Source organism: Kineococcus sp. GCM10028916 (assembly GCF_042674865.1).
Taxonomy (GTDB): Bacteria; Actinomycetota; Actinomycetes; order Actinomycetales; family Kineococcaceae; genus Kineococcus.
The window spans coordinates 124,732-139,706 of record NZ_JBHTFM010000008.1 but is presented as its reverse complement, the minus strand read 5'-3'; the positions used below and the strand labels follow the sequence as shown (position 1 = coordinate 139,706).

Here is a 14,975-nt window from a genome sequence, read left to right as displayed (position 1 = left end):
GGTCCCCTACCCTTTCACTCCGTGCCCGCCTACGCCGCGTACGCGACCAACCTCGATCCCGAAGCCATGATGCAGAAGGCTCCGCACTCCCCCCTGCGTTCCACGGGGTGGCTGCTGGACTGGCGTCTGACCTTCGGCGGCGACGACCGCAGCTGGGAGGGACCGCTCGCGACGGTCGTCGAAGCCCCCGGGGACCAGGTCTACGTCGCCCTCTACGACGTGACCGACGCCGACGAGGCCCGTCTCGACGCCAAGGAGGGGATGGACCTGGGTCTCTTCCGCAAGATCCGCGTCCGGGTCAAGACCCTCGACGGGGACGTCGTCGCCTGGACCTACGCGATCGACGACTACGAGGGCGGGCTGCCGACGGCGCGCTACCTCGGGCGCCTCGCCGACGCCGCGGAGGCCGGCGGTGCCCCGCACGACTACGTCCTCAGCCTGCGTGCGCGCCCCTGCCGGTCCAACGACGCCTGACCCTAGGGTGGGGCGCGTGACCTCGATCGCCGCCCCTGACGCCGCTGAGCACGACCCCTTCGCCCTCGCGGAGGAGACGGCCGCGACCCTGGCCGAGCTCAGCGGGGTCGGACGCCACGACGTGGCCCTGATCCTCGGATCGGGCTGGTCGGCCGCGGCGGACCAGCTGGGTGAGGTCGTGGCGACGTTGCCCGCCACCGACCTCCCCGGGTTCCTGCCGCCGGCCGTGGTCGGCCACGCGGGGACGGTCCGCTCGGTGTCGGTCGCCCGCCCCGGGGGGACCCCGCTGCGGGCCCTGGTCCTGCCCCGGTCGCACTTCTACGAGGGTCACGGGGTGCGCGCCGTCGCCCACGGTGTCCGGGTCGCCGCGGCTGCGGGCTGCCGCACGATCGTGCTCACCAACGGTTGCGGGGGGCTCGACCCGGCGATCCCGGCCGGTTCGCCGGTCCTGATCTCGGACCACCTGAACTTCACCGGCGCCTCGCCGCTGGAGGGCCCGACGTTCGTCGACATGACGGACCTCTACTCCGCCCGGCTGCGCGGGGTCGCGCGCACGGTCGACCCGGACCTCGCCGAGGGTGTCTACGCCCAGTTCCGCGGGCCGCAGTACGAGACGCCCGCGGAGGTGCGGATGGCGGGGGTCCTCGGGGCGCAACTGGTCGGCATGTCCACGGCGCTGGAGGCCATCGCGGCCCGGCACGTGGGGATGGAGGTCCTGGGCCTCTCCCTGGTCACCAACCTCGCCGCGGGGGTCTCCGACCAGCCGCTCTCGCACGAGGAGGTGCTGCAGGCCGGGCGGGACGCCGCCGGTCGCTGCGCCGCCCTGCTGGCCGGGGTCGTGCCGCTGCTCTGACCCCCTCCCGGCGCGGGGACCGCGTGGGTTCCGTGGACCTCGGGTGCAGACCCGCGCGGGCACCCCTCGCGCCGGCGGGAGTCGGGAGGATCAGGGGGTGCTCCCGTCCTGCCCCGTCCTCGTCCGCGCCCGCCGCCTCGGTTCGGCCTCCGCGCTGGCGGCCCTCCTGCTGGTGGCGGGGTGCGGCGGCGGCGGTGGGACCGGTCGTCCGGACCCGGCGGGCTCGCCGTCGGCCTCCCCCACCGCTCCTGCGGCGAGTGCCCCGGCGAACCCCCACGTGGCCGACGCGCAGCGGTTCACCGGCAAGGACTTCGGCGACGGCCAGGTCCGCCAGACCGTCCTGGAGGGCGCGAGGTCCGGGGTGACGATGACGGTGTGGGTGTGGACCCCACCGCAGTACGACGACCCCCGCTACGCCCACTCCGACTTCCCGGTGCTGTTCCTCTACCCGGGGGGTGATGGCGCCTCCTACAACAACTGGACCGACCGCTCGTACTCGGCGCTGGACGTCGTCCGGGCGGGGTCGGCGAACGGTTCCGTCCTGCCGTTCGTCCTCGTCATGCCGGAGATGCAGGTCTCGAAGGACCTCGACACCGAGTGCACCGACCTGCCGGGTGAGCCCGCCGTCGGGACGTTCCTCGACACCGACGTCCCGACCATGGTGCGCGACGACTTCCGCGTCACGGCCCCGGGTCGCGGGTGGGGCACGGCGGGCGCGTCGTCGGGGGCCTACTGCGCCGCGGCCATCGCGTTGCGCCACCCGGAGGAGTACGGGGCCGTCGTCAGCATCGCCGGGTACTTCGACATGGAGACGAACCTGCCCCAGCGCAAGGACCCCGCCGTCCGGGCGCTCTACCCCACCGCCCTCGCCGCGCAGGGCAGGGCGGGTTTCCCGGTGCTGCTGCTGGCCGGGACCGCCAGCCCGGACGACGTCACCCGGGCCCAGCGGTTCGCGCAGCTCCTCCGCCCGCCCGCCACCGCCGAGGTCTCCCTGCAGCAGGGCGGTCAGCACCTGACCACGTCGTTCAAGGCCGTGATGCCCCAGGTCTTCGCGTTCTTCAGCCGGCACCTGAGCGGACCCACGCCGTCCTGAGCGTCAGCGCGCGGCGGCCCGCTTGTACTGGCGCGTCGCCAGCGGGACGAACACGACGAGGATGACGACGATCCAGGCCAGGGTGTAGAGCTCCGCGTGCTGCAGTGCCCACGACGAGGGTTCCGCGCCGGGCCCCACGTTGCCGAACCGCTCACGCGCCGACTGCACCAACGTCGACACCGGGTTCCACTCGGCGATGTGGCGCAGGACCGGGGGGTAGCTCTCGATGGGCACGAAGCCGTTGGTGAGGAAGGTGACCGGGAAGATCGTGATGAACGTCAGGTTGTTGAACGCCTCGGGGGTGCGGATCAGCAACCCGAGCATGGCCATGCACCACGAGATCGCGTAGGCGAACAGCAGGAGCAGCGCGTACCCGACCACGGCGTCCAGGAACGACGTCCGGATCCGCCAGCCGATGATCAATCCCGTCAGGGACATGATGACGGTGACGATCACGTTGGTCACCACGTCGGAGGACGTCCGCCCCACCAGCACGGCCGACTGGGCCATGGGCAGTGAGCGGAACCGTTCGATGATCCCCTTCTGCATGTCGTCGGCCAACCCGGCGCCGGTGATGGTGGCCCCGAAGATGACCGTCTGGGCGAAGATGCCGGGGACGAGGAACTCCCGGTAGTTGATGCCCGGGACCTCGATCGCCCCACCGAAGACGTACCCGAACAGCAGGATGAACATGATCGGGGAGATGAGGGTCCCGACCAGCAGGTCGGGGATCCGCTTGATCTTGATGAGGTTGCGCTTGGCGACGACGGACCCGTCGGCGAGCGCCATGCCCAGCGAGCTCATGCGTTCTGCTCCTCGTGCTCGTCGGCGAGTTCCTCGGCGGGTTTGCCGGTGAGGGTGAGGAAGACGTCGTCCAGGGTCGGCCGGCGCAGCCCGGCGTCGAGCGGGACGATCCCCACCTCCTCGAGCCGTCGCAGCGCGTCCACGAGAGCGGGGGTGCCCCCGCTGACCGGGACGGTCACCCGGCGGGCGCGGCGCTCGACCTGGATCTCCCCCACCGCGACCGGCCGCAGGATCTCCACCGCGGTCTCGACCTCGGCGTCGACCGCGACGACGACCTCGACCCGCTGACCGCCGACCTGCGTCTTGAGCTCGTCCGCCGTGCCGCGGGCGATGACGCGGCCGTGGTCGATGACCACGATGTCGTCGGCGAGGCGTTCGGCCTCCTCCAGGTACTGCGTGGTCAGCAGCAGGGTCGTCCCGCCCTGGACCATCTGGGTCAGCAGCTCCCACATGTCGTTGCGCGAGCGCGGGTCCAGACCTGTCGTCGGCTCGTCGAGGAAGAGCACCGGGGGTTGCGCGACGAGCGCCCCGGCGAGGTCGAGGCGACGACGCATCCCACCGGAGTAGGTCTTGGCCACCCGGTTCGCCGCGTCGCTCAGCCGGAACTGGTCGAGGAGTTCGTGCGCCCGTTCGCGGGACCGCTTGCGGCCCAGGTGGTAGAGTCGGCCCACCATGTCCAGGTTCTCGAACCCGGTCAGGTTCTCGTCGACCGCCGCGTACTGCCCGGACAGCCCGATGCGGCGGCGGACCTCGCGCGGGTCGCGCAGGACGTCCACCCCGGCCACGGTGGCGCTCCCCTCGTCGGGGACGAGCAGCGTCGTGAGGACGCGCACCGTCGTCGTCTTGCCGGCGCCGTTCGGCCCCAGCAGCGCGAGGACCGTGCCCTCGGGCACGTCGAGGTCCACCCCCGCCAGTGCCGTGACGTCCCCGTACCGCTTGACCAGGCCGCGGGCGCTGACCGCTGACCCCGTGACTGCTGCTGGACCGCTCACCGACATGTCCTCGACCCTAGGAGAGACCACCGACACCACGCCCGTCCTTTCCCTCACCATTCCGATCCGTCCGACGTGGAGACCCGGGCCGCGGCGAGAACTCATCGCCCGACCACCCCCGTTCCAGCAACGTCTCCCCCGCCCGCCACGCCGCGATCGCCGCCGCGACGTGGTCCACGGTGTCGTCGGGCAGGTCGTCGACGTCGGCCCAGCGCAGCTCGTCGCACGTGTCCGGTTCGCCGATCCTCGGCTCCCCCGACCAGCGGCGGACCGCGAAGAACGTGTGCAGGTACTCCCGGTCCCCCGGGCGTTCCGGGGCCAGGTGCGCGGTGAGGACCAGCCGGGCGTCCGCGGGGTCGACCCGCAGGCAGACCTCCTCGGCCACCTCGCGGACCAGCGCGGCCCGCAGCGGTTCACCGCCGTCGACGTGGCCGGCGGGCAGCCCGAGCTCGCCGTCGTGGTACCCCGAACCGCGCCGCCGCGCGAGAAGCACCCGGGCTCCGTCGAGCACCAGGGCCTGCACGGCGAGCGGCACGCTGAACCTGCCACGGAGATCGTCGACCACGGCGGCGACCCTCCCACCGGCCTCCGACACGACCCCGGGGCCTCCGCTACACCCCCTCGGTGTCCCGCAGGACACCCATCATCGCCATCTCGTCGTCGAGCGGCGGCCCGTCGTGCACGCACGCCTGCAACTCGGCCAGCAGGGCATCGGCGTCCAACCCCGCACCGATGAGCACGAGTTCGCTCGCCCGGTCCGAGCCCCTCGGCCAGCCGCCCCGTTCGAACCGCACCGCCGCCCCGACGGTGTGCAGCAGGTAGCGCTGCGGGAAACCCTCGACGGCGAACCGCAGGAAACCCTTCATCCGGAAGACCCCGGAGGGGCGAGCGGCGAGGAACTCCACGAACCGGCGCGGGTCCAGCGGGGCGGTGCTGCGGAACTCCAGGGTGTCGTACATCGTGTGCAGGTGGTCGGTGTGCTCGTGCTCCCCGACGAGTTCCCCGAGGGTCAGCTGCCGCTGTTCCCGGGGGCGCTGCTCGAAGAGCAACCGGGCGTCCATCCGGCCGCGCGCGGCGGGGACGACGGGGGCCCAGGCGTTGAGCCCCCGGCACACCTCGGCGACCCGCGCCGCCGCCTCCGGGGACACCAGGTCGGTCTTGGTGAGCAGCACGACGTCCGCCATCGCGACGTGGTCGTCGAGTTCGGGGTGCCGCAGCCGGGTGGCCTCGAACTCCACGGCGTCGACCACGACGACGAGCCCGCCGTAGCTCACCCCGGGCACGGAACTGCTCAGCACCTGGCGGACCATCGCGGCGGGTTCCGCGACCCCGCTCGCCTCGATGACGACGGCGTCCAACTCCGCCCCCCGACGCGCGGTCGTCAGCCGGGTCAGCAGCTCGTCGATGGTCCCGTCGTCGGTGGAGCAGCACAGGCAGCCGTTCTCCAGCGACACCGTGCTGTCGGCCCAGCCGGCCACGAGGAGGGCGTCGATGCCGACGGCGCCGAAGTCGTTGACGACGACCCCGAGCCGGACGTCGGTGGCCGAGCGCAGCAACTGGTTGAGGACCGTGGTCTTGCCCGCTCCGAGGAACCCGGCGAGGACGACCACGGGAGTGCTCACCCGGCCATCGTCGCACGGGGTCCTCGTAGGGTGAGGGGGTGAACGCCGACCCGTCGCAGACCCTGCACGACCGCGTCCGGACCTGGATCGAGGACGATCCCGAACCCCGCGACCGCGCCGCCCTGGAGACGTTGCTGAGCGCGGCGACGGCCGGGGACGCCGGGGCCGGGCAGGAACTCGCGGACCGGTTCAGCGGGCCCCTGGAGTTCGGGACCGCCGGACTGCGCGGGGTCGTCGCCGCCGGGGAGCACCGGATGAACCGGGCCGTGGTGCAGCGGGCGGCCGCGGGCCTCGGGGCCTGGTTGACCCAGCGCTTCGAGCGCCCCCGCGTCGTGATCGGGCTCGACGCCCGCCACGGCTCGCGCGAGTTCGCCGACGACTCCGCCGCCGTCCTCACCGCGGCCGGCTGCGAGGTCCTGCTGCTGCCCCGGCCGCTGCCGACGCCGCTGCTGGCCTTCGCGGTGCGCCGCGTCGACGCCGACGCCGGCGTCATGGTCACGGCGAGCCACAACCCCGCCCGGGACAACGGCTACAAGGTCTACCTCGGCGGTCGGGCCGCCCCCGAGGAGGGTCGGGGGGTGCAGATCGTGCCGCCGGCCGACGCCGAGATCGCCGCCTGCATCGCCGCCGTCGGACCGTTGCGCGACCTCCCCCTGGCCACGCAGGGGTGGACGGTGCTCGGCGAGGAGGTCGTCGAGGACTACCTCGCCGCGATCACCGACGCGGTGCGGCCGGCGACGGGGCGGGACCCGAAGGTCGTCGTCACCCCGATGCACGGCGTCGGTGGACCGGTGCTGCTGGAGGCTCTGCGGCGCAACGGCTTCCGCGACGTCCACGTGGTCCCGGAGCAGGCCGACCCCGATCCAGAGTTCCCGACCGTGCCCTTCCCCAACCCCGAGGAGGCCGGCGCGCTCGACCGCGCGGTCGCCCTGGCGCAGCGGCTGGGCGCGGACGTCGTGCTGGCGGTGGACCCCGACGCCGACCGCTGCTGCGTGGCCGTCCCCGGACCCGAGGGGTTCACGACGCTGAGCGGCGACGACCTCGGCCGGGTGCTGGGGGACGAACTCGCCGTCCCCGGCGCGGTCCTGGCCTGCTCGGTCGTGAGTTCACAGGCCCTGGCCGCCGTCGCGGAACGCCACGGCGCGCGCTTCGCGTCCGCCCTCACGGGGTTCAAGTGGATCGCCCGCGTCCCGGACCTCACTTTCGGCTACGAGGAGGCGATCGGCTACTGCGTCGCCCCGGAGGTCGTCCGGGACAAGGACGGGATCTCCGCCTCGCTGCTCGTCGCCGGGATCGTCCGCCGCGAGCTCGCGGCGGGCCGGACCCTGCACGACGTCCTGGCCGACCTCGACCGCGCCGACGGGGTCCACCTGACCGCTCCGGTGACGATCCGCGTCGAGGACCTCTCCCTCATCCCGGCCACCATGGCGAGGCTGCGCGCCGCGCCGCCCACGAGCCTCGGCGGTTCGCCGGTGACCAGCGTCGAAGACCTCGCGGACGGCCTGGACGGACTGCCACCCACGGACGGGCTGCGCTTCCGCACCGCCGACGGCACCCGGGTCGTGGTGCGCCCGAGCGGGACCGAGCCGAAGCTCAAGGGGTACTGCGAGGTCGTGGCTGCCGTGACGGACGGGGACGCCGGGGAACTCACCGTGGTCCGCACTGCCGCCCGCGAGCGCCTGTCCGCGGTGACGGCGGACGTGCGGGCGGTCGTCGCGATCGCCTGACACATCGATCATCGATGTGCCACGCTCACGGCGTGACGTATCGACTGTCGATGGCCCCACGGGTGGCGCAGCGCTTCGGGGTGCACCTGCGACCGCACGTGATCCGGCTCTTCGCGTTCTTCGCCCAGCGGATCGGCCTGCTGTGCGTGGTGTTCGGCCTGCTGGGGGTGCTCAGCGCGTTCGGCAGCGGGCCGGGGCAGGAGTCCTTCCCGATCCGGGTGGAGCGGTCGGACTCGGCAACGGCCGCCGACGGTGCCCTGATCAACCCCACCACGGTCCGCACCGGGATGACGGTCGACGCCACCTCCACCGGGACGGGGTGGACCGCCACCGTCCAGCTCACCCGCGTCGAGCGCGGCCTGGTCACCGCTCGGGAGGACCTGCTCACGGTCTGCGTGGGCTTCGGCGCGCTGTGGGGTGCGTTCCTGCTGCGCGCGTTCGCCGACGGGAACCCCTTCCACAGCAAGAACCCCCGGTGGTTGCGCCGGATGGCCCTCGCCCTCCTGGTCTCGACCCACGTCGTCCCGCTGCTGCCGCCGTTGGCCCTCGACCTCGCACTGCACCGCCTCAGGGCCAACGCCGACTTCGGCCCGTCGTGGGGCTGGCCACTCCACTCCTCCCTCCTGTTCGTGGCGCTCCTGCTGCTGCTGGCCGGGGCCCTGCGCCAGGGCCGTTCCCTGCAGGACGACGTGGCCGGCCTGGTGTGAGCGAGGCGCAGCACAGCGAGGAGCAGAACCACCGCGTCGTCTGCCACCTCGACCGCCTCCTCGCCGAGCGCGGGATGACGCTCGCCGAACTCGCCGCGCGGGTCGGGGTGACCGTGGTGAACCTCTCGGTCCTCAAGAACGACCGGGCCCGCGCGGTCCGGTTCTCCACCCTCACCGCGATCTGCGACGTCCTGCGCTGCCAGCCCGGCGACGTCTTCAGCGTCCGGACCCCGTGAGGAGTCAGCGCCCGAGCGCGGACCGCACCAGAGCCGCCACCGCGAGGGAGGAACTGTGCGCGGGCCACGCGATGTGGGTCCCGACCACCGGCGCGTCCACGACGGGAACCGCCCGGTGCTCGGCCCACAACCACGACCGCGCCGACTCCGGGAACACCGCGACGGTCCGGCCGAGGGCGATCAGCTGGGCGAGCTGGGACACGTCGCTGATCGCCGGCCCCGGACCGGGGAGGAACGAACCGTCGCGCTGCGGCCAGCGGGCCATCGGCAGGCCGGGGAGGTCGGAGACCTCGGCCACCGTGACCGAACTCCGCGACGCGAGGGGGTGCGTGGCGGGGAGGATCGCGACCTGCCCCTCGGTCGAGAGCTGCTCGCTGTCGAAACCCGCGAGGGAGTTGAACGGGGTGTGCAGCAACGCCACGTCGGCGCGGCCGTCGCGCAGCATCTGCGCCTGGTCGCACAACCCGCTCGGCAGGACCTCGACGGCGACGGCGCCCGGTTCGGCCGCGTAGGCGTCGAGGACCTTCCGCAGCAGTTCGTGCGAACCGGCGGCCTTGACCGTGAGGACGAGCGTCCCCCGCTGCGCGACCGCCCGCCGCGTCCGGCGGGCCGCGGCGCTCGCGGCCTCCAGCGTCGCGCGGCCCTCGACCAGCAGCACCGACCCGGCGTCGGTCAGGTTGACCCCCTGCCGGTCGCGTTCCAGCAGGAGGACCCCGAGTCGGCGTTCGAGCTGCTGGATGGCCCGGGAGAGCGGCGGTTGCGCGATGCCGAGGCGTTGCGCGGCCCGGCTGAAGTGCAGGTCCTCCGCCACGGCGACGAAGTACCGCAACTCCCGGGTCTCCAGCGTGTCCACCCCGACAGCCTACGACCGTGATACCCGGAAGGTATGACGGACCACCCGATCGGTGTTGGACCGGCACGGGAACCCCGACCGACCATCGAGCACATGAGCGAGAAGAAGACCGCGCTGGTCACCGGCGCGAACAAGGGCATCGGCTACGAGATCGCGGCCGGGCTGGGCGCCCTCGGCTTTCGGGTGGGCGTCGGGGCCCGGGACCCGGAACGCCTCGAGACGGCCGTGGCGAAGCTCCGGGCCGACGGCGTGGACGCGTTCGGCGTTCCCCTGGACGTCACCGACGACGCGAGCGTCGCCGCGGCGGCGGACCTCCTGCAACGGCAGGAGGGCCGCCTCGACGTCCTCGTGAACAACTCCGGGATCTCCGGTCCGTACGCCCCCGACTGGACCCAGGACCCGACGACGCTCGACCTCGACGCCGTCCGGGCCGTGGTCGACGTGAACGTCTACGGCACCGTCCGGGTGACGAACGCCCTGCTGCCCCTGCTGCGCCGGGCCCCGTCCGCCCGGATCGTGAACACCTCCAGCAGCATGGGTTCGCTGACGCGCCGGACCGGACCGGTGATGGCCGCCTACGCGCCGTCGAAGAGCTTCCTGAACGCGATCACCGTGCAGTACGCCCGGCAGCTGGAGGGCACCGGGATCCTGATCAACGCCGCCTGCCCGGGGCTGGTCGCGACCGACTTCACGGGTTTCCACGGCCGCAGCCCCGCCGAGGGGGCCGCCACCCCGGTCCGGCTCGCGACCCTGCCCGACGGCGGCCCGAGCGGTGGGTTCTTCGACGACGAGAGCGAGGTCCCCTGGTGAGTCAGCGCACGTCGACGAACACCGGGTTCGTGTAGCACCACAGGTCGTCCCACGGGTCGGAGTCCCCGATCCGGTCGACCAGCGGGTGCCCGTCGGCGGCCTGGTGGCGACCGTCGCTGCCGCGGAAGCGGACGTACAACGGGTCCGCGACCCCGCGCAGGACGGTGCGGAACACCTGGCGGCCGGTCGCGGAGGCCGGGACCTCGAAACTCTCGACCACCCGGGTCCCGGGGGCCTCGAACAGGTCCCGGTCGACGTCGGCCACCCGGCCGGTGACGGTTCCCACGATGACGTCCCAGCGGGCCGAGCGCGGGACCGCGCCGCTGCCGTTGGCCTGCGTCGCGGGGTCGACGACGAGTTCGACCTCGACGTCGCCGCCGCGGTCGACGGTCGTCCGCGCCCCGAACGTCACCCCCGGGCCGGCGCCCGTCCGGACCCGTCCCTCGACGGCCTTCACCAACCCGCCGTGCACGACGAAGACCCGCCCGGACCGCAGCGCGCCCATCACCGACCGGTAGTCCCGGGACGCGGAACCCACGCAGGTCCGGGAGTAGAAACCCGGCGCGAAGTCGACGTAGCCGTGCTGCACGACCCCGGTCTCGACGGGTTCCCCACGGGAACCGTGTGCGCGGTAGTGCTCCAGCGACAGGTTCCCGACCCGGACGGTGTCGCCGATGTCGAAGTGGTTGTCGGAGTTCGCGGTGATCCACCACGGCAGTCCCTCGGCCAGCAGCGAGTCCCACAACCCGCCCATCCGGGCGGTCGCGGCGTCGAACCCGCCCCACGTGCGGTACTGGTCGAGGTCGTAGCCGGGGAAGGACCACTTCCCGGGACGTTCGTCGTACTGACCGCGGCCCCGCCCGCGGCCCAGCGGGGCGGGCAGCGCCGCGGCCTGGTGACCGGGCGCCCCCTCCCAGCCGATGAACACCCCGGGCGCCGCGTCGCGCCAGCCGCGCACCTTCGACGGGGTGACCCGACCGGTCCGCATGGGGTGGTTCGAGAGCACGAGGGCCTCGCCGACGGTCCCCGTCCGCAGTTCCTCGACGAGCCAGGCGAGGGCGTCGAGACCGACCTGTTCCGCCTCCGGGCCGGGGTGGACGGAGTCCTCGATCAGCCGTGGGCCGCCGGGGTTCTGCCGCGCTCCGAGGACGTCGCCGTCGAAGGCGCGTTCGAAGCGCTGCAGCAGGTCGGGGGTGTCCACGTGCTCGGGGGCGATGAACGTCGCGTGCTCGGCGCCCGGGATGTTCCACTCCATGCCCTGGAAGACCAGGACGGGGTGGCGGCGGCGGGCCTGCGCGATCAGCGGGGTCTGCAGCGCGACCGACTGCTTGGCGTGGTCGGGGCCGCCGTGGTCGGTGATGACCATCCAGTCCAGCCCGCACTCGTGCGCCCGGCGGACCTGGTCGTCCACGGAGTACATGGCGTCGCGGGAGAAGGTGGTGTGGATGTGGTGGTCCCCGGCGTACCAGGCGAAGTCCCGGTCGTCGCCGTCGGAACTGACCGGATCGGGCGGTAGCGGGGACGGCGCGTGGGAGTGCGGTTCGTCGGAGAGCACGGGCCCCAGCCTGCCAGTCGGGGGACGGAGTGCTCGAACGACCCTCTCCCGGCACAGGAACCTCAGTAGACTCACTGATCGTGAGCACTTCGCTACCGGATGCTGTCGTGGGACTGGGTGCCCCACGGGAGTCCCCGTTGCGGGTGTCCACCGCCGGAGCGGCGTTCCCGACGGGCCTGCGGATGACCACGGGGTCCCCCACCGGACCCTCCACCCCGCGCTCCGGCGAGCCGTCGACCGACCTGCCCGACGTCGTCCCCGACCTCGTCGTCGCCGACGGCCCCGTCGGGGGTTCCGGCACCGGTCCCCTGCTCGAGGTGCTCGCCCCGACCACCGGGGAACGCCTGCTCTCGGTCGAGGACACCCCACCGGACCTGGTGCAGCGCATCGTCTCCGACACGGCCGCGACCAGCCGCAGCGACTGGGCCTGGTTGTCGGCGGAGGACCGGGCGCGCTTCCTCTTCGCCATCGCCGACGTCCTCGCCGACCACGTCCGCGCGCTCGCCGTGACCGCGGCCCTCACCACGGGGCGTCCCGTCGCGGCCGGGTACACCCTCGACGCCCCGGCCGCGCACGCCGCCGCCTTCTCCGCCGCCGGCTGGGCGGACAAGCTGGAGGCCGTCGGCGCCGCCCACCGTCCCGGCGGGGGTGTCGTCGGGGTGCTGACGACCTGGCGGACCAGCACCGCCGACGCCCTGACCGCGATCGTGGCGGGGCTGGCGACCGGCTGCGGTGTCGTCCTGCGGGCACGGCCGGCCGCGGCGGCGAGCGCCCGGCAGCTCGTCCGGCTCGTGGAGGAGGCGGGTGTCCCGCACGGTCTGGTCCGGGTCGCGCCCGGGGCGGACCAGGCCACCGACGCCCGGTTGTGGGCGCACGAGGACCTCGTGGCGGTCCGCGCCGACGGCTCCCTCGACGACCTGCGCAGCGTGGGCATCGCCCTCGCCCACGCCGGAACGCCTCTGCTGCAACGGCTCGACGCGCCGCACGTCGACGTCGTCCTGCCGGAGGCGGACCTGGAGGAGGTGACGGCCGCGCTCGTCGCCGCGTCCGTCGGCGGCGCCCACGAACGGTCCGGCGGGTCGCGGGTGGTCGTGGCCCGCACCGTGGCCGACGCGCTGGTGGCCCGGGTAGCACCCGTCGTCGCACGACTGCGCACCGGGCACCCGCTGGACCGGGCGACGGCGGTCGGCCCCGTCCCGAGCCCGCACCTCGCCCGCGCCGGTCACGAGGCCCTGGACAGCGCCCTGCCGTCCGGGCTGCCCGAGGCCGGCTGGTGGACGCCGCCGGGGGTCGTCACGCTCGGCCGGCACAGCGCGTGGCCACCGCCGGGGCCCGTCCTGGGGGTGCGGACCATCCGCTCGCCCGCCGACGTGCTGCCCCACCTCGAAGGGGCCGGCTCCGTCACCGTGTGGGGCGGCTCCCTGGGCACCGACGTCCCGGCCCCGCCGGATCCGCGGCGGGACGCGCTGGACCTCCTCCGGGCCTGCCGTGGGTGAAGCGCCGTTCAGCCCTGACCCCTCCCACAGCGCCGCTCGTCGCGGGCGCGCCCTGCTGGCCGCCGCGGCCGAGGTCGAGGCCGGGCGGACCACGTTCGTCGAGCGGGTCCGGCGGGCGCACCGGTGCGGGATCTCCGAGGCGGTCGCCCAGGTCGACGGCTGCGTGGACACGATCGTGCGCTGGGCCGGGTGGGCCGACAAGCTCGACCTGCTGCTGCCCGTCGCCATCGACCGCCGGCCACCGCCGGTGGCGATCCTGGCGCCGGAGGAGTTCCTCGGCGCCGCCCGCGCGATCTGCTCGGCCCTGGCGGCGGGTGCGCGCTGCGTCGTCGCGCACGAGTCGGCGGCCGTCGGGGCGCTGGTCGACGTGGTCGCGGCGGAGTTCCCCGCGGGCGCGGTGACCGTCGTCGCCCGGGACCCCGACACGGTGCGCCGGCTGGCGACGACGGTGACGCTGCTGGACGCCCGGGCGGCCGCCGCCGACTACGACGCGGACCTGCGCCTGGCCTGCGCCGAGGCCGGGACCCGGGTCCTCCCGCCGCTGTCCCCGGCGGCGCTGGCCGACCTGGCCGACCTGGACCTCGTCGCGGCCCTCTTCTCGGGGGCCACCGTTCCGGTGTGACCCTGAGCGGACCCTGAAGTTCCCGGCGGAAGGGCGACGGCGGCGACCTCCCGTGCCTACCGTCGGCGCGTGGACACCACCCCCGAACGCCTCGTACCCCTCCTCGCCGCGCTCCTCGCCGTGGTCCTCGTCGTGCTCGCCGCCCGGTCGGGGTGGCGCCGGGGCGCCTCCCGCCCGGTCCTCGCCCTGCTCGGCGTGGCGGTCGGCGCCGTCACCGGCGTCGAGGTGGCCGCCCGGGTCCAGGCGAACTGGCCGCAGACCGGTGGGGACGCCGTGGTCATCGCGGTGGGCGTGGTGCTCGTGCTGGCCGTCGTCGGAGCCTCGCTGGGTGCCGCCGTCGGTGCCGGAGTGGCGCGGGTCCTGGGCGCGGTGCACCTGCGGGTCCTGGACCGGGTGGCCGGGGCCGTGGTGCGTGGCGGGCTGGCCGTCGTGCTCTGCGCCGTGCTCCTCCCGCTCCTCCCGCTCCTCCCGCTGGTGCCCGGTCACGGGACGCCGTGGACCGGCGGTCCCGGGTCACCCGGTGACGGTCTGCGCCAGTCGCTCGAGCAGGTGGGCCGACACGTGCTCGACCCCGTCGTCACCGCGGTCGGCGCCACGCTGGGCGGACCGGGTCCCCGCTGACCGCAGCGGTCACCCCCGTCCGCGACGGGACCGCGCCGAACGGGGCGGAGCCTGCCGCAGCCGGTCGCGGACGGGGCCGAGGACGCGCTGGAGGGCGTCGAGGTCGCGTTGCGGGACGTCCTCGAAGAGGAGGCCGCGCACGACGTCGACGTGGCCGGGCATGACCGTCGCGAGCACGTCGCGCCCGGCGGCGGTGAGGGTGACGACGGTGCTGCGCTCGTCGTGGGGCGAGGGTTTCCGCTCGATGAGACCGCGCTTCTCGAGCTGCCCGGCCTGGTAGGTGAACCCGCTGCGGCTGTAGACGATCCGGTCGGCGAGGTCGGTCATGCGGTGATCCGTCGACGGGCTGGTGCCGAGGGTCGCGAGGATCTGGAACTGGACGGGGCTGAGGTCCCCGTCGACGCGGAGCTGGGACGTGACGGCCTGCTCGAGCAGGTTCCCGACCTCGGTCAGGGCGAGGTACGTCGCCAGTTGCTGCTCGCTCAGTCCGCGGTCCACCCCCTCAGGGTA

Annotated in this window: 17 protein-coding genes; 10 read left to right on the top strand and 7 right to left on the bottom strand. The window is 74.0% G+C overall.

Annotated features, from left to right (window positions below; genetic code table 11):
* Positions 1-21 precede the first annotated feature (21 nt).
* The 3 genes from ACFQ46_RS10035 to ACFQ46_RS10025 all read left to right on the top strand — a co-directional run bounded on the left by ACFQ46_RS10035 (position 22) and on the right by ACFQ46_RS10025 (position 2,420).
* Positions 22-474, top strand: coding sequence for a gamma-glutamylcyclotransferase (locus tag ACFQ46_RS10035; protein WP_328294859.1), 453 nt, complete (start codon positions 22-24; stop codon positions 472-474).
* Between the two features lie 16 nt (positions 475-490).
* A complete protein-coding gene (locus tag ACFQ46_RS10030) occupies positions 491-1,327 on the top strand; it encodes a purine-nucleoside phosphorylase (protein WP_380259367.1) in 837 nt (278 codons plus the stop codon).
* Between the two features lie 97 nt (positions 1,328-1,424).
* A complete protein-coding gene (locus ACFQ46_RS10025; protein ID WP_380259366.1) occupies positions 1,425-2,420 on the top strand; it encodes an alpha/beta hydrolase in 996 nt (331 codons plus the stop codon).
* Between the two features lie 3 nt (positions 2,421-2,423).
* On the opposite strand, the gene ACFQ46_RS10020 is transcribed toward ACFQ46_RS10025, so the two are convergent.
* From ACFQ46_RS10020 to ACFQ46_RS10005, 4 genes are read right to left on the bottom strand one after another with little or no spacing between them, the layout of a single operon-like run.
* Positions 2,424-3,224 carry an ABC transporter permease gene (locus tag ACFQ46_RS10020; RefSeq protein WP_380158144.1) on the bottom strand — a complete coding sequence of 267 codons (801 nt, stop codon included), beginning with the start codon at positions 3,222-3,224 and terminating at the stop codon, positions 2,424-2,426.
* Positions 3,221-4,222 carry an ATP-binding cassette domain-containing protein gene (locus ACFQ46_RS10015; protein WP_380259365.1) on the bottom strand — a complete coding sequence of 334 codons (1,002 nt, stop codon included), beginning with the start codon at positions 4,220-4,222 and terminating at the stop codon, positions 3,221-3,223. The genes ACFQ46_RS10020 and ACFQ46_RS10015 overlap by 4 nt, the downstream gene beginning before the upstream one ends.
* A 10-nt stretch (positions 4,223-4,232) precedes the next feature.
* On the bottom strand, positions 4,233-4,781 hold the full coding sequence (locus tag ACFQ46_RS10010) for an NUDIX domain-containing protein (RefSeq protein ID WP_380259364.1): 549 nt from the start codon (positions 4,779-4,781) through the stop codon (positions 4,233-4,235).
* Positions 4,782-4,827: 46 nt separating this feature from the next.
* Positions 4,828-5,838 (bottom strand): CobW family GTP-binding protein, encoded by a 1,011-nt coding sequence (locus tag ACFQ46_RS10005; RefSeq protein WP_380259363.1) that lies wholly within the window; start codon positions 5,836-5,838, stop codon positions 4,828-4,830.
* Between the two features lie 38 nt (positions 5,839-5,876).
* Between ACFQ46_RS10005 and ACFQ46_RS10000 the strand changes: the two genes are divergently transcribed.
* The 3 genes from ACFQ46_RS10000 to ACFQ46_RS09990 are packed head-to-tail and all read left to right on the top strand — an operon-like array spanning position 5,877 to position 8,508.
* Positions 5,877-7,565 carry a phospho-sugar mutase gene (locus tag ACFQ46_RS10000; RefSeq protein ID WP_380259362.1) on the top strand — a complete coding sequence of 563 codons (1,689 nt, stop codon included), beginning with the start codon at positions 5,877-5,879 and terminating at the stop codon, positions 7,563-7,565.
* Between the two features lie 32 nt (positions 7,566-7,597).
* Positions 7,598-8,272, top strand: a complete 675-nt coding sequence (locus ACFQ46_RS09995; protein ID WP_380259361.1) for a hypothetical protein — start codon at positions 7,598-7,600, stop codon at positions 8,270-8,272.
* Positions 8,269-8,508: a helix-turn-helix domain-containing protein gene (locus tag ACFQ46_RS09990; RefSeq protein ID WP_380259360.1), complete on the top strand. Its 240-nt coding sequence runs from the start codon at positions 8,269-8,271 to the stop codon at positions 8,506-8,508. The genes ACFQ46_RS09995 and ACFQ46_RS09990 overlap by 4 nt, the downstream gene beginning before the upstream one ends.
* Positions 8,509-8,512: 4 nt before the next feature.
* Here the strand turns inward: ACFQ46_RS09990 and ACFQ46_RS09985 are convergent, their stop codons facing one another.
* Complete coding sequence (locus tag ACFQ46_RS09985; protein WP_380259359.1) at positions 8,513-9,361, bottom strand: LysR family transcriptional regulator; 849 nt, start codon at positions 9,359-9,361, stop codon at positions 8,513-8,515.
* 93 nt (positions 9,362-9,454) lie between these two features.
* On the opposite strand from ACFQ46_RS09985, the gene ACFQ46_RS09980 reads away from it, so the two are divergent.
* Entirely contained in the window at positions 9,455-10,171 is a 717-nt protein-coding gene (locus ACFQ46_RS09980; protein WP_380259358.1) for an SDR family oxidoreductase, read from the top strand.
* A gap of 1 nt (position 10,172) precedes the next feature.
* On the opposite strand, the gene ACFQ46_RS09975 is transcribed toward ACFQ46_RS09980, so the two are convergent.
* Positions 10,173-11,726, bottom strand: a complete 1,554-nt coding sequence (locus ACFQ46_RS09975) for a PHP domain-containing protein (protein WP_380259357.1) — start codon at positions 11,724-11,726, stop codon at positions 10,173-10,175.
* 80 nt (positions 11,727-11,806) lie between these two features.
* On the opposite strand from ACFQ46_RS09975, the gene ACFQ46_RS09970 reads away from it, so the two are divergent.
* From ACFQ46_RS09970 to ACFQ46_RS09960, 3 genes are all read left to right on the top strand, one after another.
* Complete coding sequence (locus ACFQ46_RS09970) at positions 11,807-13,222, top strand: aldehyde dehydrogenase family protein (protein WP_380259356.1); 1,416 nt, start codon at positions 11,807-11,809, stop codon at positions 13,220-13,222.
* Positions 13,215-13,844 (top strand): hypothetical protein, encoded by a 630-nt coding sequence (locus tag ACFQ46_RS09965; RefSeq protein ID WP_380259355.1) that lies wholly within the window; start codon positions 13,215-13,217, stop codon positions 13,842-13,844. The genes ACFQ46_RS09970 and ACFQ46_RS09965 overlap by 8 nt, the downstream gene beginning before the upstream one ends.
* A 69-nt stretch (positions 13,845-13,913) precedes the next feature.
* On the top strand, positions 13,914-14,465 hold the full coding sequence (locus ACFQ46_RS09960) for a CvpA family protein (protein WP_380259354.1): 552 nt from the start codon (positions 13,914-13,916) through the stop codon (positions 14,463-14,465).
* 9 nt (positions 14,466-14,474) lie between these two features.
* Here ACFQ46_RS09960 and ACFQ46_RS09955 read toward each other — a convergent pair whose 3' ends face one another.
* Positions 14,475-14,963, bottom strand: a complete 489-nt coding sequence (locus tag ACFQ46_RS09955; RefSeq protein WP_380259353.1) for a MarR family winged helix-turn-helix transcriptional regulator — start codon at positions 14,961-14,963, stop codon at positions 14,475-14,477.
* Between the last annotated feature and the right edge of the window lie 12 nt (positions 14,964-14,975).

Coding starts and splice junctions, on each gene's coding strand:
- ACFQ46_RS10020 (WP_380158144.1), bottom strand. CDS start 3,224: ATGAGCTCGCTGGGCATGGCGCTCGCCGACGGGTCCGTCGTCGCCAAG.
- ACFQ46_RS10015 (WP_380259365.1), bottom strand. CDS start 4,222: ATGTCGGTGAGCGGTCCAGCAGCAGTCACGGGGTCAGCGGTCAGCGCC.
- ACFQ46_RS09980 (WP_380259358.1), top strand. CDS start 9,455: ATGAGCGAGAAGAAGACCGCGCTGGTCACCGGCGCGAACAAGGGCATC.